23 protein-coding genes are annotated in these 21,224 nt (G+C 70.4%); 18 read left to right on the top strand and 5 right to left on the bottom strand.

Annotated elements, in window-relative coordinates; genetic code table 11:
• Positions 1 to 14: 14 nt before the first annotated feature.
• From EOD73_RS11205 to EOD73_RS11195, 3 genes are all read right to left on the bottom strand, one after another.
• A complete protein-coding gene (locus EOD73_RS11205) occupies positions 15 to 467 on the bottom strand; it encodes a Smg family protein (protein WP_127683097.1) in 453 nt (150 codons plus the stop codon).
• A 73-nt stretch (positions 468 to 540) separates the two neighbouring features.
• Positions 541 to 1,596 (bottom strand): DNA-processing protein DprA, encoded by a 1,056-nt coding sequence (gene dprA, locus EOD73_RS11200; protein ID WP_127683096.1) that lies wholly within the window; start codon positions 1,594 to 1,596, stop codon positions 541 to 543.
• 10 nt (positions 1,597 to 1,606) lie between these two features.
• The gene (locus EOD73_RS11195) at positions 1,607 to 2,794 is read right to left on the bottom strand and encodes a LysM peptidoglycan-binding domain-containing protein (protein ID WP_127683095.1); all 1,188 of its coding nucleotides are present in this window, start codon (positions 2,792 to 2,794) and stop codon (positions 1,607 to 1,609) included.
• A gap of 135 nt (positions 2,795 to 2,929) precedes the next feature.
• Between EOD73_RS11195 and def the strand changes: the two genes are divergently transcribed.
• The 10 genes from def to EOD73_RS11150 all read left to right on the top strand — a co-directional run bounded on the left by def (position 2,930) and on the right by EOD73_RS11150 (position 11,295).
• Positions 2,930 to 3,460: a peptide deformylase gene (def, locus tag EOD73_RS11190; RefSeq protein ID WP_127683094.1), complete on the top strand. Its 531-nt coding sequence runs from the start codon at positions 2,930 to 2,932 to the stop codon at positions 3,458 to 3,460.
• A complete protein-coding gene (gene fmt, locus EOD73_RS11185) occupies positions 3,460 to 4,401 on the top strand; it encodes a methionyl-tRNA formyltransferase (protein WP_127683093.1) in 942 nt (313 codons plus the stop codon). The genes def and fmt overlap by 1 nt, the downstream gene beginning before the upstream one ends.
• A 57-nt stretch (positions 4,402 to 4,458) precedes the next feature.
• Positions 4,459 to 5,307, top strand: a complete 849-nt coding sequence (htpX, locus tag EOD73_RS11180; protein WP_127683092.1) for a zinc metalloprotease HtpX — start codon at positions 4,459 to 4,461, stop codon at positions 5,305 to 5,307.
• A gap of 61 nt (positions 5,308 to 5,368) precedes the next feature.
• Positions 5,369 to 5,731 carry a hypothetical protein gene (locus tag EOD73_RS11175; RefSeq protein ID WP_205702457.1) on the top strand — a complete coding sequence of 121 codons (363 nt, stop codon included), beginning with the start codon at positions 5,369 to 5,371 and terminating at the stop codon, positions 5,729 to 5,731.
• Between the two features lie 129 nt (positions 5,732 to 5,860).
• Positions 5,861 to 6,631 carry a head GIN domain-containing protein gene (locus tag EOD73_RS18050; protein WP_441316919.1) on the top strand — a complete coding sequence of 257 codons (771 nt, stop codon included), beginning with the start codon at positions 5,861 to 5,863 and terminating at the stop codon, positions 6,629 to 6,631.
• A gap of 110 nt (positions 6,632 to 6,741) precedes the next feature.
• On the top strand, positions 6,742 to 7,392 hold the full coding sequence (locus tag EOD73_RS11170; RefSeq protein WP_127683480.1) for an AzlC family ABC transporter permease: 651 nt from the start codon (positions 6,742 to 6,744) through the stop codon (positions 7,390 to 7,392).
• Positions 7,389 to 7,718 carry an AzlD domain-containing protein gene (locus EOD73_RS11165; RefSeq protein ID WP_127683091.1) on the top strand — a complete coding sequence of 110 codons (330 nt, stop codon included), beginning with the start codon at positions 7,389 to 7,391 and terminating at the stop codon, positions 7,716 to 7,718. Before EOD73_RS11170 ends, EOD73_RS11165 begins: the two co-directional genes overlap by 4 nt.
• A gap of 28 nt (positions 7,719 to 7,746) precedes the next feature.
• Positions 7,747 to 8,940, top strand: a complete 1,194-nt coding sequence (locus EOD73_RS11160) for a phosphoglycerate kinase (RefSeq protein ID WP_127683090.1) — start codon at positions 7,747 to 7,749, stop codon at positions 8,938 to 8,940.
• Between the two features lie 118 nt (positions 8,941 to 9,058).
• Positions 9,059 to 10,000 (top strand): ABC transporter ATP-binding protein, encoded by a 942-nt coding sequence (locus EOD73_RS11155; protein WP_127683089.1) that lies wholly within the window; start codon positions 9,059 to 9,061, stop codon positions 9,998 to 10,000.
• A complete protein-coding gene (locus EOD73_RS11150) occupies positions 9,997 to 11,295 on the top strand; it encodes an ABC transporter permease (protein ID WP_127683088.1) in 1,299 nt (432 codons plus the stop codon). Before EOD73_RS11155 ends, EOD73_RS11150 begins: the two co-directional genes overlap by 4 nt.
• Positions 11,296 to 11,298: 3 nt before the next feature.
• On the opposite strand, the gene EOD73_RS11145 is transcribed toward EOD73_RS11150, so the two are convergent.
• Positions 11,299 to 12,402, bottom strand: coding sequence for a hypothetical protein (locus EOD73_RS11145; RefSeq protein ID WP_127683087.1), 1,104 nt, complete (start codon positions 12,400 to 12,402; stop codon positions 11,299 to 11,301).
• A gap of 91 nt (positions 12,403 to 12,493) precedes the next feature.
• On the opposite strand from EOD73_RS11145, the gene pyk reads away from it, so the two are divergent.
• The 4 genes from pyk (at position 12,494) to EOD73_RS11125 (ending at position 16,392) form a co-directional block, all read left to right on the top strand.
• Positions 12,494 to 13,924: a pyruvate kinase gene (pyk, locus tag EOD73_RS11140; protein ID WP_127683086.1), complete on the top strand. Its 1,431-nt coding sequence runs from the start codon at positions 12,494 to 12,496 to the stop codon at positions 13,922 to 13,924.
• 103 nt (positions 13,925 to 14,027) lie between these two features.
• Entirely contained in the window at positions 14,028 to 14,363 is a 336-nt protein-coding gene (locus tag EOD73_RS11135) for a nuclear transport factor 2 family protein (protein WP_205702456.1), read from the top strand.
• On the top strand, positions 14,363 to 15,607 hold the full coding sequence (locus EOD73_RS11130) for a DUF4010 domain-containing protein (protein ID WP_127683084.1): 1,245 nt from the start codon (positions 14,363 to 14,365) through the stop codon (positions 15,605 to 15,607). The genes EOD73_RS11135 and EOD73_RS11130 overlap by 1 nt, the downstream gene beginning before the upstream one ends.
• A 53-nt stretch (positions 15,608 to 15,660) precedes the next feature.
• Positions 15,661 to 16,392 carry a hypothetical protein gene (locus EOD73_RS11125; protein ID WP_127683083.1) on the top strand — a complete coding sequence of 244 codons (732 nt, stop codon included), beginning with the start codon at positions 15,661 to 15,663 and terminating at the stop codon, positions 16,390 to 16,392.
• A 1-nt stretch (position 16,393) separates the two neighbouring features.
• Here the strand turns inward: EOD73_RS11125 and EOD73_RS11120 are convergent, their stop codons facing one another.
• Positions 16,394 to 17,113, bottom strand: a complete 720-nt coding sequence (locus EOD73_RS11120) for a Crp/Fnr family transcriptional regulator (RefSeq protein WP_127683082.1) — start codon at positions 17,111 to 17,113, stop codon at positions 16,394 to 16,396.
• A gap of 87 nt (positions 17,114 to 17,200) precedes the next feature.
• On the opposite strand from EOD73_RS11120, the gene EOD73_RS11115 reads away from it, so the two are divergent.
• From EOD73_RS11115 to EOD73_RS11100, 4 genes are all read left to right on the top strand, one after another.
• Positions 17,201 to 18,274 carry a phosphotransferase family protein gene (locus EOD73_RS11115; RefSeq protein ID WP_240660688.1) on the top strand — a complete coding sequence of 358 codons (1,074 nt, stop codon included), beginning with the start codon at positions 17,201 to 17,203 and terminating at the stop codon, positions 18,272 to 18,274.
• An 8-nt stretch (positions 18,275 to 18,282) separates the two neighbouring features.
• Positions 18,283 to 19,494 carry an acyl-CoA dehydrogenase family protein gene (locus EOD73_RS11110; RefSeq protein ID WP_127683479.1) on the top strand — a complete coding sequence of 404 codons (1,212 nt, stop codon included), beginning with the start codon at positions 18,283 to 18,285 and terminating at the stop codon, positions 19,492 to 19,494.
• Positions 19,495 to 19,576: 82 nt separating this feature from the next.
• Entirely contained in the window at positions 19,577 to 20,278 is a 702-nt protein-coding gene (locus EOD73_RS11105) for a dioxygenase family protein (protein ID WP_164846041.1), read from the top strand.
• A gap of 55 nt (positions 20,279 to 20,333) precedes the next feature.
• A complete protein-coding gene (locus EOD73_RS11100; protein ID WP_127683079.1) occupies positions 20,334 to 21,221 on the top strand; it encodes a c-type cytochrome in 888 nt (295 codons plus the stop codon).
• The last annotated feature ends 3 nt before the right edge of the window (positions 21,222 to 21,224 follow it).

The raw sequence follows: 21,224 nt of genomic DNA, 5'->3' as shown, positions 1-21,224 counted from the left end.
CGCCTGGGCGCCGCTCAGTGGATCAGGCGATCTTCGGGGTCGACGAACAACTCGTCGAGGATGAGCGCATCGGGCTCTTCACCCAGGCTCCAGAACACCATCAGCACGATGATCTTCAGGTCTTCCAGGGCCATGGGCGAGCCGCCCACGGCCATCGCCCGGTCGATGACGACTTCGCGCATGGGCGGCGGCAGCACGCCCGCCGTGGCCAGGAAGCGGATGAAACCGATCGAGGCCTCGCCGAGGTGGTCGAGCTCGTCGTCCGTATAGACGCGGACGCTGCTGGCGCGAGACTGGCTTTGCACTGCTTGGGCACTGGCGGCCAGTCCGTCCAGCCAGGTCAGGGCGTCCTGGATGTCGTCGCGCTCGAAGCCCATGGCCGTGAGCTTGCGCTGCAGCTGGGCGGGATCCGGACAGGCGTCGGGACGCCAGTAGGTCTCGTAGAGGTAGACGAGCACGTCAAACATGGGCCCATGATACCCGCCGGGTTCTGGCGCTCGGTCGGAAAACGGGCCCGCAAAGCCCGTGCTTTCCCCGCCTTCAGGTCCGCTCGAAGCGCGCCCCGGGCAGCGTGCGGACGAGGCCAAGCAGCTCCAACTCGAGCAAACGCGCGCTGAGGGCATCGGTGCGCCAGCCTAGCCGGGTTTGCAGGGCATCGAAGCTGCTCGGCTCCCAGCCCAGTGCCACGAGCAAGGGATCGTCCTCCAAGGCGGCCTCTCGGGCGGGCGATGCTGCCGGTGTGGGCGCCGCGGAACGCGGTCGTTGAGGCGCCAAGATCGCGTCGATCTCGGCGGCGCTCTGCACCAATTGAGCCCCCTGCTGGATGAGGGCGTTGCAGCCCTGGCTTTGTGGGGAGCGGATCGGGCCGGGCACGGCGAAGACTTCGCGACCGGCCTCCAGGGCCAGGCGGGCGGTGATCAGGGAGCCCGACTGCAAGGCCGCCTCCACCACCAAGCAGCCGTGGCTCAGGCCGGCGATCACCCGGTTGCGGGCCGGGAAATGGGCCGGCAGGGGCGGCGTTCCCGGGGCGTGTTCGCTCAGCAACAGCCCGCTGCGGCGGATGTCGTCCGCCAAGCCGCGGTGCCGCGTCGGGTAGGGCGCATCCAGCCCGTTGCCCAGCACCGCCCAGGTCGAACCACCCGCGCGCAAGGCGCCGCGGTGGGCGGCGCCATCGATGCCCAGGGCCAGCCCCGACACGACCACCCAGTCCAGTGCGGCCAACTCGGCGGCGAAACGCTCGGCCAATTCCACGCCTTGCGGGGTGGCGTTGCGGCTGCCGACGATGGCCACCGCCGGGCGGCCCAACTGGGTGCGATCGCCCTCCAGAAACAGCAACAAGGGCGCGTCTGGGGCGGCCAGCAAGCCGGCGGGGTAGTCGGGGTCGCCCAGGCGCAGCACCGAGCGCTGCGGGCCGCCGTCGAGCCAGGCCCAGGTCTGCGCCAGGATCGGCTCGAGCGGTGCCTTCGGGGCGGGCAAGGCGGCCTCGGCCAGCACGGCCTCCGGGCTGCCGTGGCGCAGCAGCAGCTTGCGGGCCGTACCCCGACCCACCGTGCCCAGCAGCGTCAGCCAGGCCTGCAGTTCGCGGCGCGGGTCCACCGCGGAACCGTCAGGGTTGGCTGAATCGATCGCCGGGGCTGACGGGTTCCTTGACCGTGATGATCAGCGCGTAACTGACGCGGCTGAAGGTCTGGAACACAAAAAGCACGCCGTGCTGCTCGTCCGGCAGTTGCACGTCTTGTGGGCGCTCGGCCGTGCGGTCGATGACGCGCTTGCCGGCGCGCCATAGGCTCAGCACATGGCCGCGCTCCACGCCGTCGGCGGTGCCGCGGTTGAGCGCCACGATTTGGTTCTGACCGGCCGTCAGGGCGTCGCCATAGATCGAGATGATGCGGCCCTCGATCGGCTTGTCCGGCGCGTGCGGCACGTACTGGCTGAACGAACGCGGCGGCACGGGACTCAGGCGGTCGCCCACCCCCACCTCGCCGCGCACCTTGCCGATCTTGATGGTGGCCGGGATCTCGAGGTCGTCCTTGCCGCCGGATTGCCCGCCCAGGCGGGTCAGTTCGGCCTTGGCCAGGTAGCGGGCTTCGTAGCCCAAGATCTCGCCGGTGCTCGGGTCGCGCAGGGGCACCGGCGTGCGGAACACGCGGTACTCCGTCATCGGCTGTTGCACGCCGCGCACGTAACCGAGGTCGCCTTCGGTCATCAGCACCCGGTTTTCCGGGGCGGCCACGATGCGCGGTGCCGTGGCCAGTTCGTCGCGGTCGAACACCACGGCCTCGTTGAGGAAGGGCTCGATCAGGTGCTGCGGGATGGCGGCCACCGGGTTGTCGGCCAGGGCGCTGCCGCGCACGCGCGGGCTCAACTTGCCATCAGCAACGCCACCGGCTTCGCGCGCCAACTCCAGGGTCGCGCGCCCGTCGCGCTTGATCAGGAACAGGGTCTGTCCCGGGTAGATCAGGTGCGGGTTGGCGATCTGGCTGCGGTTCATGCCCCACAACTCGGGCCAGCGCCAGGGCGTCTTCAGGAAGATCGTCGAAATGGCCCAAAGCGTGTCGCCCGACTTCACTGTGTAGCTGTCGGGCGCATTGGGGGCCAGCGCCTCCAGCGGCACGCCGGCCTGCGCCACCCGCTCGGCCGTGGCCTTTTGGTCGTTGGTGACGGGGAAGTTGGTGGCGTGGGCCAGACCGGTGCCTAGGCTCAGGGCCAGCAGCAGGGGGATGGGGCTCAGGCGATAAGGCTTCAACGGAACTCTCCCGGTTGGGTTCGCGCCAGCAAAGCCTGGCGCGTCCATGGTTCGCGGGGCCTGGGCGACAATTCACCCCTCCCTTGACCGGCGCCATTCTGCCGCCATCTGGAGGCGGTTCGCGCTGGCAAGAACCCGTTGACGCCGCCCAGCATCGCCTCTGCAACACCCCGATACAAGCCCATGGCCCGTTTGAGCATCTTGCGTTACCCCGATCCCCGCCTGCACACCGTCGCCCAACCCGTGGCCGAGGTGGACGCGGGCATCCGCCAATTGGTCGACGACATGCTGGAAACCATGTACGCCGCCGAGGGTGTGGGCCTGGCCGCCACGCAAGTGGACCGGCACGTGCGCGTGCTGGTGATGGACTGCAGCGAGGGTCGCGACCAGCCCATGGTGGTCATCAACCCGGAGATCGTGGAAGCCAGCGAGACCCTGCGGGAGGAGGAGGAGGGCTGCCTCTCGGTGCCTCAGACCTACGACAAGGTGCGCCGCCACGAGAAGGTTCGCGTTCGCGCCCTCAACCGCGATGGCGAGGTGTACGAGTTCGAGGCCGAGGGCCTGCTGGCGGTGTGCGTCCAGCACGAGATGGACCACCTGATGGGCAAGGTCTTCGTCGAGTACCTCAGCCCGCTCAAGCGCGACCGCATCAAGACCAAGATGCTCAAGCGCACCCGCGACGAACAGGCGCGCACCGCGCACCGGTTGGGCTGATGCGGCTGGTCTTCGCCGGCACGCCGGCGTTTGCCGAAGCGGCGCTGCAGGCCTTGCTGACCGCGGGCCACGAACTCGTCGGAGTGATGACCCAGCCCGACCGGCCCGCCGGGCGGGGCATGAAGCTACAAGCCTCGCCGGTGAAGCAGGCCGCCCTGGCGGCTGGCGTGCCCGTGATCCAGCCGCAGGGCCTGCGCCTGGGGGGCAAGTTCGACGCCGACGCCCAAGCGGCGCGGGCGCAGTTGCAGGCCTGGGCGCCCGAGCTGATGGTGGTGGCCGCTTACGGCCTGATCCTGCCCCAGTGGGTGCTGGACCTTCCCCCGCGGGGCTGCCTCAACATCCATGGCAGCCTGTTGCCGCGCTGGCGGGGGGCGGCCCCCATCCAGCGCTGCATCGAGGCGGGCGACCTGGAAACCGGCAACACCATCATGCAAATGGACGCGGGCCTGGACACCGGCGCCATGCTGTTGCGCGAGGCCTTTCCCCTGGCGCCCGACGAGACGAGCGCCAGCCTGTTCGAGCGCTTGGCCGAGCAAGGCGCCCGCTTGATCGTGGAGGCCCTGGCCGATTTGGACCGCCTGGTGCCCGTGCCCCAGCCGGCCGAGGGCGTGACCTATGCCGCCAAGATCGACAAGGCCGAGGCCGCCATCGATTGGCGGCAGCCCGCGGCGGCCATCGAACGCCGGCTGCGCGCCTTCGACCCCTTCCCGGGGGCGGTGGCGAGCCTGGGCGGCGAGGCCGTGAAGCTGTGGCGTGCGCGCGTGGCCCAGGGCGGTGGTTCGCCCGGCGCGGTGCTGGCCTGGCACGCCGACGGCCCCGAGGTGGCCTGTGGCGAGGGCAGCCTGGTCGTCACCGAAGCGCAACGCCCGGGCGCTAAGCGCGGCCCGGCCTCGACGGTGCTCAAGCCCTTGCCCCTGCACGTGGGCCAGGCTTGGGCTTGAATTGAAGGCCCGTCGCGCCCATCTAAGGCGACGATCCCCCTCCAAGGAGTCCCTGCGATGTTCAACCTGCTGAAAACCGCCCTGCTGATGGCCGCCATCACCGCCTTGTTCATGGCGGTGGGGCAGGTCATGGGCGGGCAAACCGGGATGATGCTGGCGCTGCTGTTCGCGCTGGCGATGAACTTCTTCAGCTACTGGTTCTCCGACAAGCTGGTGCTGAAGATGTACAACGCGCAAGAGGTCGACGCCCAGTCGGCCCCGCGCTTCTATGCCATGGTGGCCGAGCTGGCCCAACGCGCCAATTTGCCCATGCCGCGGGTCTACCTGATTGACGAGCAAGCGCCCAATGCCTTTGCCACGGGGCGCAATCCGCAGCACGCCGCGGTGGCGGCCACGACCGGCCTGCTGCGCGCCTTGAGCGAGCGCGAGATTCGCGGCGTGATGGCCCACGAGTTGGCGCACGTCAAGCACCGCGACATCCTGATCAGCACCATCAGCGCGACCATGGCCGGCGCCATTTCCGCCTTGGCCAATTTCGCGATGATCTTTGGCGGACGCGACAGCGAGGGGCGCCCGGCCAACCCCATCGCCAGCATCGCCGTGATGCTGCTCGCGCCCTTGGCTGCCAGCTTGATCCAAATGGCCATCAGCCGGGCCCGGGAGTTCGAGGCCGACCGCGGTGGCGCCGAGATCAGCGGCGACCCGGCCGCCCTGGCCAGCGCGCTGGAGAAGATCCACCAACTGGCCCGTGGCATTCCCCTGAGCCCCACCGAGGCGCACCCGGAAACGGCGCAAATGATGATCATGAACCCGCTGTCCGGTGGCGGCCTGCGCGGCTTGTTCAGCACGCACCCCAGCACCGAAGAGCGCGTGGCGCGCCTGATGGCCATGGCCCGCGGCCAATAAGGCCGGTGTTTGCCCCGCTGTTCTCGTTCAAGGCGCGCGCCCGCCCACCGATAAGTACCCCATGAACCGCCGTCTTGCCCCCCACCGGACCCTGAGCGCCCTGGCGCTGGTTGGCCTGTTGGCGGGTTGCGAGATGCTGGGCATCCCCGATCCGGCCAAGGAGGCTGCGGCCAAAGAGGCCGAGGGCAAGGCCATCGGCAGCGCCTGCCGGCACGCCATGCGCGCGATCGAGGACTGCTACACGCTCAACCCCAAGGCCCAGAAGTCGGCCGTGTACACGGGCTGGCGGGAGATGGACGAGTACATGCGCGAAAACAAGCTCGAAGGCGTGGCGCCGGTGGTGCCCCGCCCCGAGCCCAAGAAGGCCAAGAAGGACGACGAGGAAGAGGCGTCGGCCCCGCCCAAAAAGAAGGCCAGCGAGTGAGGCCGCGGCCCGGCCGGGCCGCGCAGGGCGCCGATCAGGCGCAGCAAATCGCAGTTCGTCGCAGCGGCCATGGCTTGTCAGCCACCGCGGGGCAGGATGCGAGGCACTGAACACCCACGGAGCCTTGCCATGACGTCCCCCCTCCTTCGCCGCACCCTGTTCACGGGCGCCACCGCCCTGGCCCTGACCTTCAGCGCCGCTGCCGTGGCCTTCACCTTCAATTTCGGCAGCAGCGCGGGCGAGCAGGTCAAGGGCGACGGCAAGCCGCTGCGCGAAGCCCGCAACGTCGACGGCTTCGAAGCCATCCGCCTGGCCGGTCATTTTGACGTGACCGTTCGGCAGGCCCCGACGGCACGCCTGTCACTCGAGGGCGATGGCAACCTGCTGCCTTACGTCGAGACCCGGGTCGTGGACGGTCACAAGGGCAAGGTGCTGGAGATTGGCGTCAAGCGCGGCTACAACCTGTACGCCAAACAGCCGCTGAAGGTCGAAGTCGACATGGCCACCCTGCGCGCCCTGGCCATCGCCGGCTCCGGCAAGGCCGAGATCGCCAGCTTCAAGGTCGGCGCCCTGGACCTGAGCGTGGCCGGCAGTGGCACCGTCTTGGCCCGCCAGTTGCAGGCCGACAAGCTGAGCGTGAACGTCTCGGGCAGCGGCGACGTGGTGGTCGACGGGCGCAGCACCGAGCTCGGCGTCTCGATCGCCGGCAGCGGCGACGTCAAGACCGGCGAACTCGTCGCCGACGAGGTCAAGGTCAGCATCGCCGGCAGCGGCGATGCCTCGGTGCAGGCCAATCGCAAGCTCAAGGTGAGCATCGCCGGCAGCGGCGACGTGCGCTACAGCGGCAACGCCGAGGTGAGCAGCAGCATCGCCGGCAGCGGCAGCGTCAAGAAGCTGTGAACCGACCCGTACTCGGGTGAAACCCGGGCCCGCCACAATGGCGGGCCTTGAACACGTCCAGCGCCCCCCCTTTTTACCGCCACCCCGAGTTCCGGCGCGGCGCCCGCGAGATGGCGGGCCCCTCGCTGGGCATTGCCGCGTGGGGCTTGGTCACGGGGGTGGCCATGGTCAAGAGTGGCCTGACCCTGGCCCAGTGCCTGGCCATGACCCTGCTGGTGTTCGCCGGCAGCGCGCAACTGGCCAGCCTGCCGCTCATCGCCGCCGGCGCGCCGCTGTGGGTGCTGTTGGGTACGGCCTTTTGCGTGAACCTGCGCTTCGTCATCTTCAGCGCGCAGTGGCGGCACTACTTCGGGCACCTGCCGCGGCACCGCCGCTGGCCCATCGGCTACCTGGCCGGTGACCTGAACTTCGTCAATTTCGTCAAACGCTTTCCCGACCCGCAGCCCGGGCCGGGGCAAGAGGCCTACTTTTGGGGCACGGTGGCGGTGAACTGGACGGCCTGGCAGACGGCGTCCATCGCCGGCATCCTGTTGGCCGAACGCATCCCCACCACCTGGGGCTTGGGCTTCGCGGGGGTGCTGGCGTTGCTGGGCATGGCCTACTCGCTGCTCAACGAGCGCGTGCTGTGGATCGTCGCCGGCGTGGCCGGCGCGGTGTCCATCGCGGCCTATGCCTTGCCCTTCAAGCTGCACATCGTGGCCGCCATCGTGGTGGCCGGCGCCTTGGGCTGGTGGCTGGATGCGCGAGAAGGCAAAGCATGACGGAAGCGCAGATCTGGATCGTCATCGCGGGCCTGACGGGCATCAGCGTGCTGGCGCGCAACTTCTTCATGTTGAGTGAGCGCCCCTGGCCCATGCCGCACTGGGCGCGCGAGGCGCTCAAGGTGGCCCCCTTGGCCGCCTTGGTGGCCGTGGTGGCGCCCGAGGTGTTCATGACCCAGGGGCAACTCATCGGCACCTGGCAGGACCCCCGCTGGCCGGCCGCCCTGGTGGGCACGCTGGCCTACTTTTGGCGCCGCAGCATCCTGGCCACCATCGTGTGCGGCATGGCCGCGATGCTGGTGCTCAAGCTGGGCTTCGGTTGGTAATCTTTTTTCTTCACTTCCTCCCACGACCATGAACGTCATCCGTTTCGCCGACCTCGTCGCCCAAGGCGCTGCCCAGGGCAAGCGCGTCTTCATCCGCGCCGACCTCAACGTGCCGCAAGACGAGCGCGGTGCCATCACCGAAGACACGCGCATCCGCGCCTCGCTGCCCGCCATCGAGCTGGCGCTGAAGGCCGGTGCCGCCGTGATGGTCACCTCGCACCTGGGCCGCCCCACCGAGGGCGAGTTCAAGCCCGAGGACTCGCTGGCCCCCGTGGCCGCGCGCATGGCCGAGCTGCTGGGCCGCCCCGTGCGCCTGGTGGCGAACTGGGTGGACGGCGTGGACGTGGCCCCGGGCGAGCTGGTGCTGCTGGAGAACTGCCGCCTGAACAAGGGCGAGAAGAAGAACAACGACGAGCTGGCCCGCAAGCTGGCCGCGCTGTGCGACATCTTTGTGCACGACGCCTTTGGCACGGCGCACCGCGCCGAGGGCACGACCTACGGCATCGCCCAGTACGCGCCCATCGCCTGCGCCGGCCCCCTGCTGGCGGCCGAGATCGACGCCATCTCCAAGGCCCTGGCCCAACCGGCGCGCCCGCTGGTGGCCATCGTGGCGGGCAGCAAGGTCAGCACCAAGCTCACCATCCTGCAGGCCCTCTCGTCCAAGGTGGACGGGCTCATCGTGGGCGGCGGCATCGCCAACACCTTCATGCTGGCCGCGGGCTTGAAGATCGGCAAGAGCTTGGCCGAACCCGACCTGCTGGGCGAGGCCCGTGCCGTGATCGAGGCCATGAAGGCCCGTGGCGCTGCGGTGCCCATCCCCGTGGACGTGGTGACCGCCAAGGCCTTCGCCGCCGACGCGTCGGCGACCGTCAAGGCGGCCGACGCGGTGGCCGACGACGACCTGATCCTGGACATCGGCCCCAAGACGGCCGCGATGCTGGCCGAGCAACTCAAGGCCGCCGGCACCATCGTCTGGAACGGCCCGGTGGGCGTGTTCGAGTTCGAGGCCTTCTCGCACGGCACCGAAACCCTGGCCCGCGCCATCGCGGCCAGCAGCGCCTTCTCCATCGCGGGCGGTGGCGACACCCTGGCGGCCATCGCCAAGTACGGCATTGCCGACCAGGTCAGCTACATCAGCACCGGCGGCGGCGCCTTTTTGGAAGTGCTGGAAGGCAAGACCCTGCCGGCCTTCGAGATCTTGGCGAAGCGCGCGGCGGGCTGACGCTGCTGGCGCCGCGCGGCCGTCGATTGGCGCCGCGCGCGCGCCATCCGTCGCCAGGGGGATGCTCCAGGCCGGGTGGGACGGAGAAGATGCGCGCCATCCCCTCCCAGGAGCCCCCATGAGCCTCGGCCTTGAAGCGCAGCAACTGCGCAAAACCTACGGCAGCCGCGTCGCCGTCGACGGCGTCTCGCTGTCCTTGGCCCCGGGCCAGTTGCTGGCCTTGCTGGGCCCCAACGGCGCTGGCAAGTCCACCACCATCGGCATGGTGTGTGGGCTTACCGCGCCCGACGCCGGCAGCGTGGCCATCGGCGGCCACACCCTGGCGCAGGACCGCAACGCCTACCAGCGCCGCATCGGCCTGGTGCCGCAAGAAATTGCCCTCTTCGAGGACCTGCCGGCGCAGGCCAACGTGGAGCTGTTCGGCGCGCTGTACGGCCTGAGCCGCGCGCAGCAGCGCGAACGCGCCGCCGAGGTGCTGGCCCGCGTGGGCCTGCTGGACCGCGCCGGCGACAAGCCCTCGACTTTCAGCGGCGGCATGAAGCGCCGGCTCAACATCGCCTGCGCGCTGGTGCACGGCCCCGACGTGCTGCTGCTGGACGAGCCCACCGCCGGCGTGGACCCGCAAAGCCGCAACGCCATCTTCGACACGCTGGAAGGCCTCAAGCGCGAGGGCAAGGCCCTGCTTTACACCACGCACTACATGGAAGAGGCCGAGCGCCTGGCCGATGCCATCGTCATCGTCGACCACGGGCGCGTGGTGGCCCAGGGCACCCTGACGCAGTTGTTGGCGCAGTTGCCGGCGGCGCAGCAGTTGCAAATCGACCTGGACGGGCCTCCCGCGCTGCCGCCCTTGGCGACCCTGCCGGGGGTCAAGCGCGTGCAGGCCTTCGATGCGCGCTTGGTGCTGGGGGTGGACGACCTCGAGGTCGCGCCGGCGGTCTTGCAGGCCCTGGCCGCCCAGGGGCGGCGCGTGAAGCACCTGAGCAGCGGCCGCGCTTCGCTCGAGGACGTGTTCCTCCACCTCACCGGGCGCACCCTGCGCGATGGAGCGTCGGCATGAGCCCCGCCTTCTTCGCCCTGGTGCGCAAGGACCTGCGCCTGTTCTTGCAGGACCGCCGTGCGCTCGTGCTCAACCTGTTGGCGCCGGTGCTGATCGCCGCCTTCTTCGGTTCCCTGTTCGGTGGCAGTGGCAGCGCGGGGAAGCCTTCGCGCATCCCCGTGGCGGTCACCGACCTGGACGGCAGCCCCAGCAGCGCCAAGGTGCTGGCCGGCCTGCAGGCCCACGCCAACCTGAGCGTGCAGGTGCTGCCCGCCGGGCAGGCGGCGGCGCAGGTGCGCAAGGGCGAGCTGCGGGCCGCCATCACCCTGCCTGCGGGCTTTGGCGCCCAGGCGGGCCGGGCGATGTTCGGCGCCGGTCCGGCGCCCGAGATCGTCGTCACGCACGACCCGTCGCAGTCCATGGTGCTGCCCATGGTGGAGGGGCTGTTGAGCCAGTCGGTGATGCAGGTGGTGGGCCAAGACGCGATGTCGCCCAGCGGCAGCACCTTCCGCGAATTGCGCCAGCAGGCCGAGTCGGCCGAGGGCCTGCCCGATGCACAGCGCGAGGACCTGGCGGCGATGTTCCGCAGCATCGAGAAGGTGCAGGCGCAGGCGGCCCCGGCCTCGGGCGCGGCCTCGTCGGGCGCGGTCGGTGGGCTGCGCCAGCCCTTCGCCCTGCGCGCCGTGGAAGCCAGTGCCGGCAGCGGGCCGGCCCAGGGCTACAACGGCTACGCGCACTCCTTCGGTGGGATGGGGGTGCAGTTCATCCTCATGCTGGGCGTGGACATCGGCGTGGGCCTGCTCTTGATGCGCCGCATGGACCTGTGGAAGCGCCTGCGCGCCGCGCCCTTGGGCCGCGCCAGCTTGCTGGGCAGCCGCATGGCCAGTGCGACCCTCATCGCCTTCGGCTTGTTCGTGGCCATCCTGGCCGTGGGCATGGGCGTGTTCGGCGTGCGCGTGCACGGCAGCGCGCTGGGCCTGTTGGCGATCCTGCTGGCCTTCTCGGTGCTGACCGCCACCTTCGGCTTGATGGTGGCCGCCCTGGGGCGCACGCCCGAGGCCACCCGCGGCTTGGCCATCATGGTCACCTTGCTGATGGTGATGCTGGGCGGCGCCTGGGTGCCCTCGTTCATCTTCCCGGAGTGGCTGCAGACCGTGACCCTGTTCGTGCCCACCCGCTGGGCAGTGGACGGCATCGACGCCATGACCTGGCGCGGCCTGGGGCTGGAGGCCGCGCTGCAACCCACGGCCGTGCTGCTGGCCTTCAGTGCCGCCTTTGCCGCGGTGGCGCTGTGGCGCTTCCGCTGGGACGAATGAGCCTCAGCCGAAATCGACGCGCAGCTCGGCCTTGCGCTTCTTGAGCCAGCGCCGCGTGCCGTCGCGGCTGATGACGCAGGCGAGGTCGCGCTTGGCCTCGTAGGCGACGGCCCGCATGTCGGCCACGGCATGGGCCAGCACGGGGGCCAGCTTGGCCGGGTTCAGGCCTTGGCGGGGACGCAACTCGAACTCGGCGCAAAAGGCCCGCTCCTTGAGCGCCAGCTCCGACTGCAGTTCGTCGAACTGCTCCTGCAGCACGGCGTTGAAGTGCTTCAACTGGGCCTCGCTGGCGCCGCGCAGGTGGGCGTCGTCGATCTGCTCGATCTCCAACTGCAGGGTCAGCAGGCCCAGCAGGTCCTCGGCCGCGTAGGCGGCGTTGGCGCGTTGCATGAGGGCGGTGCGTCGCTCGCCGTCGGCCGCGTCGCTGGCGCGGTCGGGGTGCAGGGCGCTGGCCAGTTTGCGGAACACCGTGCGCAGCGACTGTTGGGCTTGCGCCGCCACGGCCTCGCGCTCGGCCTGGCGCTTGCGTTGGGCGGCACTGAGCTTCTTGGGCTTGGGCGTGGGCGCCTCCTCGGGCTCGCCCTCGGCGTCGCGCTGCGCGTGCAGGCGCTCGCGCACGTGACGCATCAGGTCGGCCTCGTTGTCCACCTCCAGGTCGCGCAGGTCCAGCCCGGTCTGCCGCTCCAGCATGCGCTTGAGCACGGCCATGTGGTGCGCGTTCTCGGCGTCGAAGCCCAGCTCGGCGTGGCGGTCGTGCAGGTCCTTCCACCAGGCCTGCTGCCCGGCGTCCAGCCCGTGGTCCTCGATGACCTCCCGGGCCAGTTCGCACACCAGGTCTTGCAGCGCACCGCGCTCGCCCTGCGACCAGCCGCCCTCGGACAGCCAGTGGTCCAGGTGAATGGCGGTTTCGCGGCGGTACTGCTCGGCCAGTTGCCGCAGCGGGACCACGGACTCGGCGTGCGATTTGGCAAAGCCGGGCCAGGCCGCGTCCCAGGCGGCCAAGCGCTCGCGAACCTCCTGGATCTGCTGCTGCAGGCGGTTGAACTTGCGCTGCGCCGGGCTCAGGGTTTCGTCGCGGCGTTGGGGAATGGTCAGCAGGCGGGACATGTTGGCATTGTCAGAGGGGGTGCCGACCCCCTGGCGCCGAGCCACGATGTAATCGCATAATCGCCAGATTACGTAATTGAGTTACATCGCCATGACCCGCGCCACCAAGATCGTTGCCACCCTGGGCCCTGCCTCCAACACGCCCGAGATGCTGGAGCGCTTGATCCGCGCGGGCGTGGACGTGGTGCGGCTGAACTTCAGCCACGGCAAGGCGCAAGACCACATCGACCGCGCCACCATGGTGCGCGAGGCCGGTCGCCGCGTGGGCAAGGAAGTGGCCATCATGGCCGACCTGCAGGGCCCCAAGATCCGCGTCGGCAAGTTCGCCGAAGGCAAGGTGATGCTGGAGAACGGCGCCCCCTTCATCTTGGACGCCGACCGCACCGAGCTGGGCGACGTCAACGCCGTGGGCCTGGACTACAAGGAGCTGCCGCGCGACGTGAAGCCCGGCGACACCCTGCTGCTGAACGACGGCCTGCTGGTGCTGACGGTGGACGCGGTGCGCGGCGCGGCCGTGCACACCACGGTCAAGATGGGCGGCGAGCTCAGCAACAACAAGGGCATCAACAAGCAAGGCGGCGGCCTCACCGCCCCGGCGCTGACCGGCAAGGACATGGAAGACATCAAGACCGCGATGTCCTTCCAGTGCGAGTACCTGGCCGTCAGCTTCCCCAAGAACGCGACCGACATGGAACTGGCCCGCCAACTGGCCAACGTGGCCGGCGAGCCCTACCGCCACAAGGCGGCGCTGATCGCCAAGATCGAGCGCAGCGAGGCCATTCCGCAGCTGGAAGCCATCTTGAAGGCCAGCGACGGCATCATGGTCGCCCGCGGCGACCTGGCCGTGGAAGTGGGCAACGCCGCCGTGCCGGCGCTGCAAAAGCGCATGATCAAGATGGCCGCCGAGATGGACAAGCTGACCATCACGGCCACGCAGATGATGGAGTCCATGATCGTCAACCCGGTGCCCACGCGCGCCGAGGTGAGCGACGTGGCCAACGCCGTGCTGGACGGCACCGACGCCGTGATGCTCAGCGCCGAAACCGCGGCCGGCAAGTTCCCGGTCGAAACCGTCGAGCAAATGGCCGCCATCGCGCTCGAGGCCGAGCGCGCCGAGTACGTCAGCATCGAGACCGACTTCGCCGACCGCCGCTTCGCGCGCATCGACCAGTCCATCGCCATGGGCGCGCTGTTCACCGCGCACCACCTGGGCTGCAAGGCCATCCTGGCGCTGACCGAGTCGGGCTCCACCGCGCTGTGGATGAGCCGCCACCGCATCAAGGTGCCCATCTTTGCGCTGACGACGCAGCCCATCAGCCAGCGCAAGATGGCGCTGTACCGCAACGTCTACCCGCTGCTCATGCCCAAGTTCGACGACCGCGATGCGGCGCTGCTGGCCGCGGAAAAGATCCTGGTCGAGCGCGGCGTGCTGATGCCGGGCGACACCTACGCCATCACCTGCGGCGAGCCCATGGGCTACCCGGGCGGCACGAACATGCTGAAGGTCTGCCGGGTGGGGTAAAGCCCCCAGTCTCCCTTCGGTCGCCACCCCCCGAGGGGGCGCAAGCCCCTTGGGGCGGCCCGGCGGGGCTTGGGACACCACGCATGAACTTGGGATGCCACCCATGACGCCCGAACAACTCGCCCAAGAACAGCTCGACGCCTACAACGCCCGCGACCTGGCGCGCTTCATTGCCTGCTACAGCGAGGACATCGCGCTGTACCGGCCGCCCGCGGCCGAGCCCTCGATCCAAGGCAAGGCCGCGCTGGCCACGCATTACGCGGCGAACCGCTTCAACCTGCCGGGCTTGCACGCCGAGTTGCTGGGCCGCCTGGTGGTGGGCAGCAAGGTGTTCGACCACGAGCGCGTGCATGGCGTGCGGCCCGAGCCCTTCGAGGTGGCGGCCGTGTACGAGGTGCGCGACGGGCTGATCGCCAAGGCCTACTTCTTCGACGCTTGATGGCGCTCGACAGCCTGCCCTGGGTCGGTGCGGCCGTGGCCTTGGGCTGCGGCCTCCTGGTGGGCCTGGAGCGGGAGCGCCGCAAGGGCGAAGGCCCCGATCGCGAGGTGGCCGGGCTGCGCACCTTCACGGTCGCGGCCCTGGCCGGCGCGTTGGCGGCCTGGCTGGCCGAGCCCTGGCTGGTGGCCGCTGGCCTCCTGGCCGTGGCGGCGGTGCTCAGCGCCACCCTGTGGCGGCAGCGCCCGAAAGACCCGGGCTTGACCACCGAGCTGGCGCTCTTGGCCACCTACCTGATCGGGGCGCTGGCCCTGACCCAGCCCTTGGGCGCGGCCGCCGCGGCCTGCGTGCTCACCGGCTTGTTGGCGCTGCGCACGCGGCTGCACCACTTCGCCCGCGCCGTGCTGCGCGAGGAAGAGTTGCACGACCTCCTGCTGCTCGGCGCTATCGCCCTGCTGGTCATGCCTTTGCTGCCATCCGCGCCGCTGGCGTGGTTGGGCGGTGTCAGTGCCCGGCAGTTGGGCGGCTTGGTGCTGCTGCTGCTGGCCCTGCAGGCCTTGGCGCACGTGGCGCTGCGCCTGCTGGGAAGCCGCGCGGGCTGGCTGGCGTCGGGCTTTTTGGCGGGCATGGTGTCCAGCACCGCGGCCGTGGCCGGCTTTGGCACGCAGGCGCGGCAGCAGGGGGGCAGCGCACGGGCCTTTGCCGCGGCGGCCGTCTTGTCCACCGCGGCCACCTGGGTGCAGACCCTGCTGATGCTGTGGCCCCTGGCGCCTGCGGCGGCGCGGGCCTGGACGCCGGTGGCGCTGAGCGGCCTGGCCGTGGCCTTGGTGGCGGGTTGGCTCTTGGCCCCGCCCAGCTTGCCCGAGGCCGCCCCCGCAGGGCGCCGCCCGCTGCGTCCGCGAGAGGCCTTGGTGCTGGCGGCGGTGCTCACGGGGGTGACGGTGCTGGTGAGCGGTGCGCAACACGCGCTGGGCGATTTGGGCGTGCTCGGTGGCGCGGCCTTGGCCGGCCTGGCCGACGCGCACGCCGCCTTGCCCTCGTTGGCCGGGCTGGCGCGCGACGGCCGCATCGAAGCGCCCACGCTGGCGCTGGCCCTGCTCTTGGCGCTTGGGGCCAACGGGTTGACGCGCGGCGTGCTGGCCTTCACCGCGGGGGGCGTGGCCTACGGACGCAGCGTGGCCCTGGCCTTGCTGGCGCAGTGCGGCGTGGCGGGGGCCGTGGCCTGGCTCGCGCTCGGACGCGCCTGAACCCGACGCCGCCACAATCCGGCCCCACTTTCACCGGCCCAGGAGCGCGCGGCATGGCCCCGATTTCATCCAAGCTCTTCGCGGCGGTCTGCCTGGCGGCGGCGCTGTTCGCGCCCGTGGCGACCGCGCTGGCAGCACCACCGAGCACGGTGCGCCTGCAGGTCAACGGCCAGGCGCTGCCCTTCCCGGTGCCCCAGGGCTATGTGGACGCGGCCAGCCTGTCGCCCGACCTGCAGCGCATGGGCGAAGCGATGACCGGCCCGTCCAACCGCCTGCTGGCCTTCTGGGTCGATCCGGCCGAGGTGCGCGCGATGAGCGCTGGCCAGGCCGAGGGCCTGAAGCGCTACTACATGCTGCAGGTGCACCGCCGACGCGAAGGCATGGCCCTGTCGGCGGCCGACTTCCAGGCCGTGCGCAACGCCGTCATTGGCGACCAGGCCAGCTTCATGCAGCAACTGCGCCAGCAGATGCCCAAGGTGGCCGACAGCGTGAGCCAGCAGGTCCAGCGCGCCACGGGCGACAGCAAGGTGCAGCTGAAGGTCGGTGAACTCCAGCCCCTGGGCGTGGTGTTCGACGAGCCGCAGACCTTCGCTTACCTGATGCGAACCGTCTTCGACGTGGGCGACGGGCGCCCCATGCCCATGCTGCTGGGCACGGTGATGGTGCGCCACCAAGACCGCCTGGTCGCCCTAGGCGCCTACGCCGTGGACGACGGCCCCCGTGCCGAAGCTTGGGTGCGCCAGTCCACGAAGGCCTGGGCCAGCGCCTTGGCCTCGGTGCGCTAAGTCAGCCCCCAGCCTCGGCCCGCAGCGCGTCCAAGCGCAGCAGCACGATCTCGCCGTAACGCTGCTGCAGCCAGCCGTCGCGCTCCCAGGCCTTCAGGGCCTGGTTGATGCGCTGCCGGCTGGTGCCCAGCAGCTGGCCCAGCGCGTCTTGCGGCAGGCGCAGCGCGATGCGCACCGTGCCCGGCTGTGGGCCGGGCTCGCCGTAGGTGTCGGCCAGGCTCAGCAGCTGCTGCGCCAGGCGTTGCGGCAGGGGCAGCAGGCTGGCGGCTTCGATGAGGCCGAACATCATGCGCAGGCGCTGGCTTTGCAGTTGCAGCAGCGCGCGCGCCAGCGCCGGGTGCTCGGCCAGCAGGGCCTCGAAGTCGGCCCGGGCCACGCGCAGCAGCACGGTGTCGCCCTGGGCCTGGCCGTCGTGCGTGCGCGGCTCGCCGTCGAACAGCGAAATCTCGCCGAACCAGGCGCCCGGCTCCAGGTAGGTCAGCGTCAGCTCGCGTCCCTCGGCCGAGGCCGCGCCGATGCGGATGGCCCCTTGCAAGATGCCGTACCAAGCGTCCGCTGGGTCGCGCCGGTGGAACAGCGCCTGCCCGTGGGCCAGCCGAAGTGGGCGCGCGCGCGCCACGATCGCCTGCTGCAAGGCGTCCGGCAGCGCCGCGAACCAAGGGTGGCGGCGCAGCAGGGGCAGGGGGTCGAGCGTCGGGTCGGCGGCGGTGGGGGGGCTCATGCTGGGGTCTTCCCAGGTTGTCGCCTGGGGGACAGATTGTGGCCACCGCGCGGCGCGATGATCGGCGGCTCGATAGGAGACCCCCCGATGAGTTCCTTTGCCGGCACCCGCGCGGCCGACGACACGCCCTGGTTGAACGTCCCGGCCCTCGAGGCTTGGCTGCAGGCCCACGTGGCCGGGTTCCAAGGGCCGCTGACGGTGGCCCGTTTCAACGGCGGCCAGAGCAACCCCACCTTCCAGCTCATCACGCCGCCTAAGGCCTACGTGATGCGCTGCAAGCCCGGCCCCGTGGCCCAGTTGCTGCCCACGGCCCACGCCATCGAGCGCGAAGCCCGCGTGATGACGGCCCTGGCCGGCAGTGCCGTGCCCGTGCCCCGCGTGCACGCGCTGTGCGAAGACGAAGCCCTGTTGGGCCGCGCCTTCTACGTGATGGACTACCTGGACGGCGAGGTGCACTGGGACCCGCGCCTGAAAACCCACACGCCCGAACAGCGCGGCGCGATCTTCGACGCCATGAACGCGACCATCGCCGCCATCCACACGGTGGACCTCGATGCCGCGGGCTTGCGCGACTACGGCGCCCCCGGCAACTACTACGACCGCCAGCTCGGCCGCTGGACCAAGCAGTACCGCGCCAGCTGTGCGCACGCCCCGGCCATCGACGCGATGGAGCGCCTCATCGAGTGGCTGCCCGCCAACGCCCCGGCGCCCGACACCGTGCTCACGCGCCTGGTGCACGGCGACTACCGGCTGGACAACCTGGTGTGGACGCGCGACCAAGCGCAGGTCATCGGCGTGCTCGACTGGGAGCTGTCCACCCTGGGCGACCCCCTGGCCGACTTCGCGTACCACGCGCTGGCCTGGGTGGCGCCGCCTGGCCCCATGCGGGGGCTGGCCGGCGTGGACTTGGCGGCCCAAGGCATCCCCGCCCTGCGCGACTACTGCGCCCGCTACGAGGCCCGCACCGGCCTGCAGGTGGGCCAGCGCTGGAACTTCTACTTCGCCTACAACCTCTTCCGCCTGGCGGCCATCATGCAAGGCGTGGCCGCACGCGCCGCGCAGGGCATCGCCAGCAGCCAGCAGGCCGTGGCCCAAGGCGCGCTGGCGCCACAGGTGGCCCAACTCGGCTGGCACCTCGCCCAACAAGGAATCGCACTGTGAACTTTGGAATGACCGACCGGGGCAACGCCCTGCTGGCCCGCGTGGACGCCTTCATGCGCGAACGCATCGAGCCCCAAGAACAAGCCGCCCGCGACGAGCTGGCCGCCAACACCGCCGCCGGCCGGCGCTGGACGCCGCTGCAAACCATCGAGACGCTCAAGAAGGAAGCCCAGGCCGAAGGCCTGTGGAACCTCTTTTTGCCCGAGAGTGAACTTGGGGCGGGCCTGACCAACGCCGAGTACGCCCCCCTGGCCGAGCGCATGGGCCACGTGCTGTGGGCCAGCGAGGTCTTCAACTGCAGCGCGCCCGACACCGGCAACATGGAAGTGCTGGCCCGCTACGGCACGCCCGCCCAGCAAGAGCGCTGGCTCAAGCTCCTGCTGGCCGGCAGCATCCGCAGCGCCTTCGCCATGACCGAGCCCGACGTGGCCAGCAGCGATGCCACCAACATCGCCACGCGCATCGAGCGCGACGGTGACGACTACGTCATCAACGGCCGCAAGTGGTGGATCAGCGGCGCCGGCGACCCGCGCTGCGCCATCTACATCGTCATGGGCCAAAGCAACCCCGAGGCGCCCAAGCACGAGAGGCAGTCCATGATCCTCGTGCCGGCCGACACCCCGGGGGTCGATGTCGTGCGCCCGCTGCCCGTCTTCGGCCAAGACGACGCGCCGCACGGCCACTGCGAAATGCGCTTCACGAACGTCCGCGTGCCCGCCGCCAACATGCTGCTGGGCGAAGGCCGCGGCTTCGAGATCGCCCAAGGCCGCCTCGGCCCCGGCCGCATCCACCACTGCATGCGCCTCATCGGCATGAGCGAACGCGCGCTGCGCCTGATGTGCGAGCGCCTCAGCAGCCGCGTCGCTTTCGGCAAGCCCCTGGCTACCCAGGGCGTGTGGCACGAGCGCGTGGCGCAAAGCCGCTTGATGATCGAGCAAGCCCGCCTGCTCACGCTCAAGGCCGCTTGGATGATGGACACCGTGGGCAACAAAGTGGCCAAGAACGAGATCGCCATGATCAAGGTCGTGGCCCCCAACGTCGCCTGCCAGGTCATCGACTGGGCCATCCAGGCCCACGGCGGCGCCGGCGTCAGCGACCTCACGCCCCTGGCCGAGTTCTACGGCGGCGCACGCACGCTGCGCCTGGCCGATGGGCCGGACGAGGTGCACCGGGTCACCATCGCGAAGAACGAGCTGGGGCGGTACTCGCCCCCACGTTGAGGGGGCAGGCGCGGGTAAGTGCGAAGGACGGTGCCCGCCGGTCGTCCTAGATTGGGGGTCCTGGAACGCGCTGGAGATGGAGATGGGCCGTTTGCTGCTTCCCACCGAACCCGATGCCGACGCACACGATGACGGGCCTTTGACGGGGCTGTCACGCCGCACAGTGCTGCGGGCAGCAGCAGGGGGCCTGCTGTTGCCCGCGGTGGGATTGGCGTGGGCGCAGTCGCCCCTGAGTCGACCAACCTCGGAAGACGCCCTGGGCCCCTTCTATCCCGAAGGCCACGCGCCCGACAGCGACGCCGACCTGACCAGTGCCCCAGGCCGAAGCGGCAAGGCCATGGGCACCTTGCTCTACCTCAGTGGCCGCGTGCTCGACCGACGCGGCATGCCCTTGGCCGGGGTGCAAATGGACATTTGGCAGGCCAATGCGGTGGGGCGCTACGCGCATTCTGGCGACGACAGCAGCGCGCCGCTGGACCCCGCCTTCCTGGGCTTCGCGCGCTTGAAAACCGATGCCGAGGGACGCTACGCCCTCAAGACCATCAAGCCCGGCGAGTACGGACGCCGCACGCCGCACATTCACTTCGAGGTGCGGGGCGCGGCATCGCGCTTGGTGACGCAGATGTATTTCGAAGGCGAGCGGCGCAACGAGTCTGATGGGCTGTTGAACGCGGGCTCGGCCGCCGGTCGGGCCACCAAGATGGCCCGCTGGATCGAACCAAGTGGCCATCACGAGAAAGACGCGCTGGTGGCGCATTGGGACGTGGTGCTGGCTTTCGGCTGATACCCCGGGTGGGTCGCGCAACGGGCACGGGTTCAAGCGGGATGAGGAGGGTTGCATGAAGCTCGGATGGAAATGGGGTGGCACTGCGGTGGTGTTGTTGGCCCTGACCGTGGGCGGTGTGGTGGCCACTGGCTTGGTTTTGGGCGAGCAGCGGGCAGCCCGCCGGGTCACGCTGGACGTGCCCGCGGTGGCGCTGCGCACCGACGCGGCGGCCATCGAGCGAGGGGCCTACCTGTACGGCTCGCGCGGCTGTGCCGATTGCCACGGGGCGAGTGGCGCCGGCGCCACCTTGGCCGACGATGGCAAGGGCCTGCTCCTGGCGGGGCCCAACCTCACGGCCGGCAACCCGCGCATGGCCGGCTACCGGCCCGAGGACTGGGTGCGCAGCATCCGCCACGGCGTGGGTGCCGACGGCCGCGTGCTGCGCCTGATGCCCAGCGAGGACTACAACCGCCTCACCGACGACGACCTCGCCGGCCTGGTGGCCTACGTGCGGCAGTTGCCCGCGCAGCCCGGCCGCGAGGCCGGCGTGGTGCAACTGCCCTTGCCCGGCCGGGTGATGTATGGCTTGGGTGCCATCCCCGAGGCGTACACCAAGATCGACCACCGCCTGCCTGCTGCCATGCCCGTGCCCGAGGGCGTGACGGTCGAGCACGGCCGCTACGTGGCGCAGATGTGCCAGGGCTGCCATGGTGCGGCCTGGGCCGGCGGCAAGATCGTGGGGGCACCGCCCGACTGGCCGGCGGCACCGCGCTTGGCGCCCGGGGAGGGCAGCGCGATGCCGCGCTATGCCAGCGCCGACGCCTTCGTGGCCATGATGCGCAGCGGCCGCCGGGCGGATGGCACCGCCATCGCGGTGATGCCCTTCTCGTCCCTCAAAACGATGAACGACACCGACCTGCGGGCCTTGCACCTCTACCTGTCGCGCTTGGGCGCGACTTGACGC

The sequence above is a fragment of the Inhella crocodyli genome, assembly GCF_004004565.1.
Lineage (GTDB): Bacteria > Pseudomonadota > Gammaproteobacteria > Burkholderiales > Burkholderiaceae_C > Inhella > Inhella crocodyli.
Note: the sequence above shows the minus strand (reverse complement) of the source record. Positions and strands in the feature narration are given on the sequence as shown.

Excerpts from the sequence above, each read along its gene's own strand:
- EOD73_RS11205 (WP_127683097.1), bottom strand. The coding sequence starts at position 467 with ATGTTTGACGTGCTCGTCTACCTCTACGAGACCTACTGGCGTCCCGAC.
- EOD73_RS11195 (WP_127683095.1), bottom strand. The coding sequence starts at position 2,794 with ATGGACGCGCCAGGCTTTGCTGGCGCGAACCCAACCGGGAGAGTTCCG.
- def (WP_127683094.1), top strand. The coding sequence starts at position 2,930 with ATGGCCCGTTTGAGCATCTTGCGTTACCCCGATCCCCGCCTGCACACC.
- fmt (WP_127683093.1), top strand. The coding sequence starts at position 3,460 with ATGCGGCTGGTCTTCGCCGGCACGCCGGCGTTTGCCGAAGCGGCGCTG.
- htpX (WP_127683092.1), top strand. The coding sequence starts at position 4,459 with ATGTTCAACCTGCTGAAAACCGCCCTGCTGATGGCCGCCATCACCGCC.
- EOD73_RS11175 (WP_205702457.1), top strand. The coding sequence starts at position 5,369 with ATGAACCGCCGTCTTGCCCCCCACCGGACCCTGAGCGCCCTGGCGCTG.
- EOD73_RS18050 (WP_441316919.1), top strand. The coding sequence starts at position 5,861 with ATGACGTCCCCCCTCCTTCGCCGCACCCTGTTCACGGGCGCCACCGCC.
- EOD73_RS11170 (WP_127683480.1), top strand. The coding sequence starts at position 6,742 with ATGGCGGGCCCCTCGCTGGGCATTGCCGCGTGGGGCTTGGTCACGGGG.
- EOD73_RS11165 (WP_127683091.1), top strand. The coding sequence starts at position 7,389 with ATGACGGAAGCGCAGATCTGGATCGTCATCGCGGGCCTGACGGGCATC.
- EOD73_RS11160 (WP_127683090.1), top strand. The coding sequence starts at position 7,747 with ATGAACGTCATCCGTTTCGCCGACCTCGTCGCCCAAGGCGCTGCCCAG.
- EOD73_RS11155 (WP_127683089.1), top strand. The coding sequence starts at position 9,059 with ATGAGCCTCGGCCTTGAAGCGCAGCAACTGCGCAAAACCTACGGCAGC.
- EOD73_RS11150 (WP_127683088.1), top strand. The coding sequence starts at position 9,997 with ATGAGCCCCGCCTTCTTCGCCCTGGTGCGCAAGGACCTGCGCCTGTTC.
- EOD73_RS11145 (WP_127683087.1), bottom strand. The coding sequence starts at position 12,402 with ATGTCCCGCCTGCTGACCATTCCCCAACGCCGCGACGAAACCCTGAGC.
- pyk (WP_127683086.1), top strand. The coding sequence starts at position 12,494 with ATGACCCGCGCCACCAAGATCGTTGCCACCCTGGGCCCTGCCTCCAAC.
- EOD73_RS11135 (WP_205702456.1), top strand. The coding sequence starts at position 14,028 with ATGACGCCCGAACAACTCGCCCAAGAACAGCTCGACGCCTACAACGCC.
- EOD73_RS11130 (WP_127683084.1), top strand. The coding sequence starts at position 14,363 with ATGGCGCTCGACAGCCTGCCCTGGGTCGGTGCGGCCGTGGCCTTGGGC.
- EOD73_RS11125 (WP_127683083.1), top strand. The coding sequence starts at position 15,661 with ATGGCCCCGATTTCATCCAAGCTCTTCGCGGCGGTCTGCCTGGCGGCG.
- EOD73_RS11120 (WP_127683082.1), bottom strand. The coding sequence starts at position 17,113 with ATGAGCCCCCCCACCGCCGCCGACCCGACGCTCGACCCCCTGCCCCTG.
- EOD73_RS11115 (WP_240660688.1), top strand. The coding sequence starts at position 17,201 with ATGAGTTCCTTTGCCGGCACCCGCGCGGCCGACGACACGCCCTGGTTG.
- EOD73_RS11110 (WP_127683479.1), top strand. The coding sequence starts at position 18,283 with ATGACCGACCGGGGCAACGCCCTGCTGGCCCGCGTGGACGCCTTCATG.
- EOD73_RS11105 (WP_164846041.1), top strand. The coding sequence starts at position 19,577 with ATGGGCCGTTTGCTGCTTCCCACCGAACCCGATGCCGACGCACACGAT.
- EOD73_RS11100 (WP_127683079.1), top strand. The coding sequence starts at position 20,334 with ATGAAGCTCGGATGGAAATGGGGTGGCACTGCGGTGGTGTTGTTGGCC.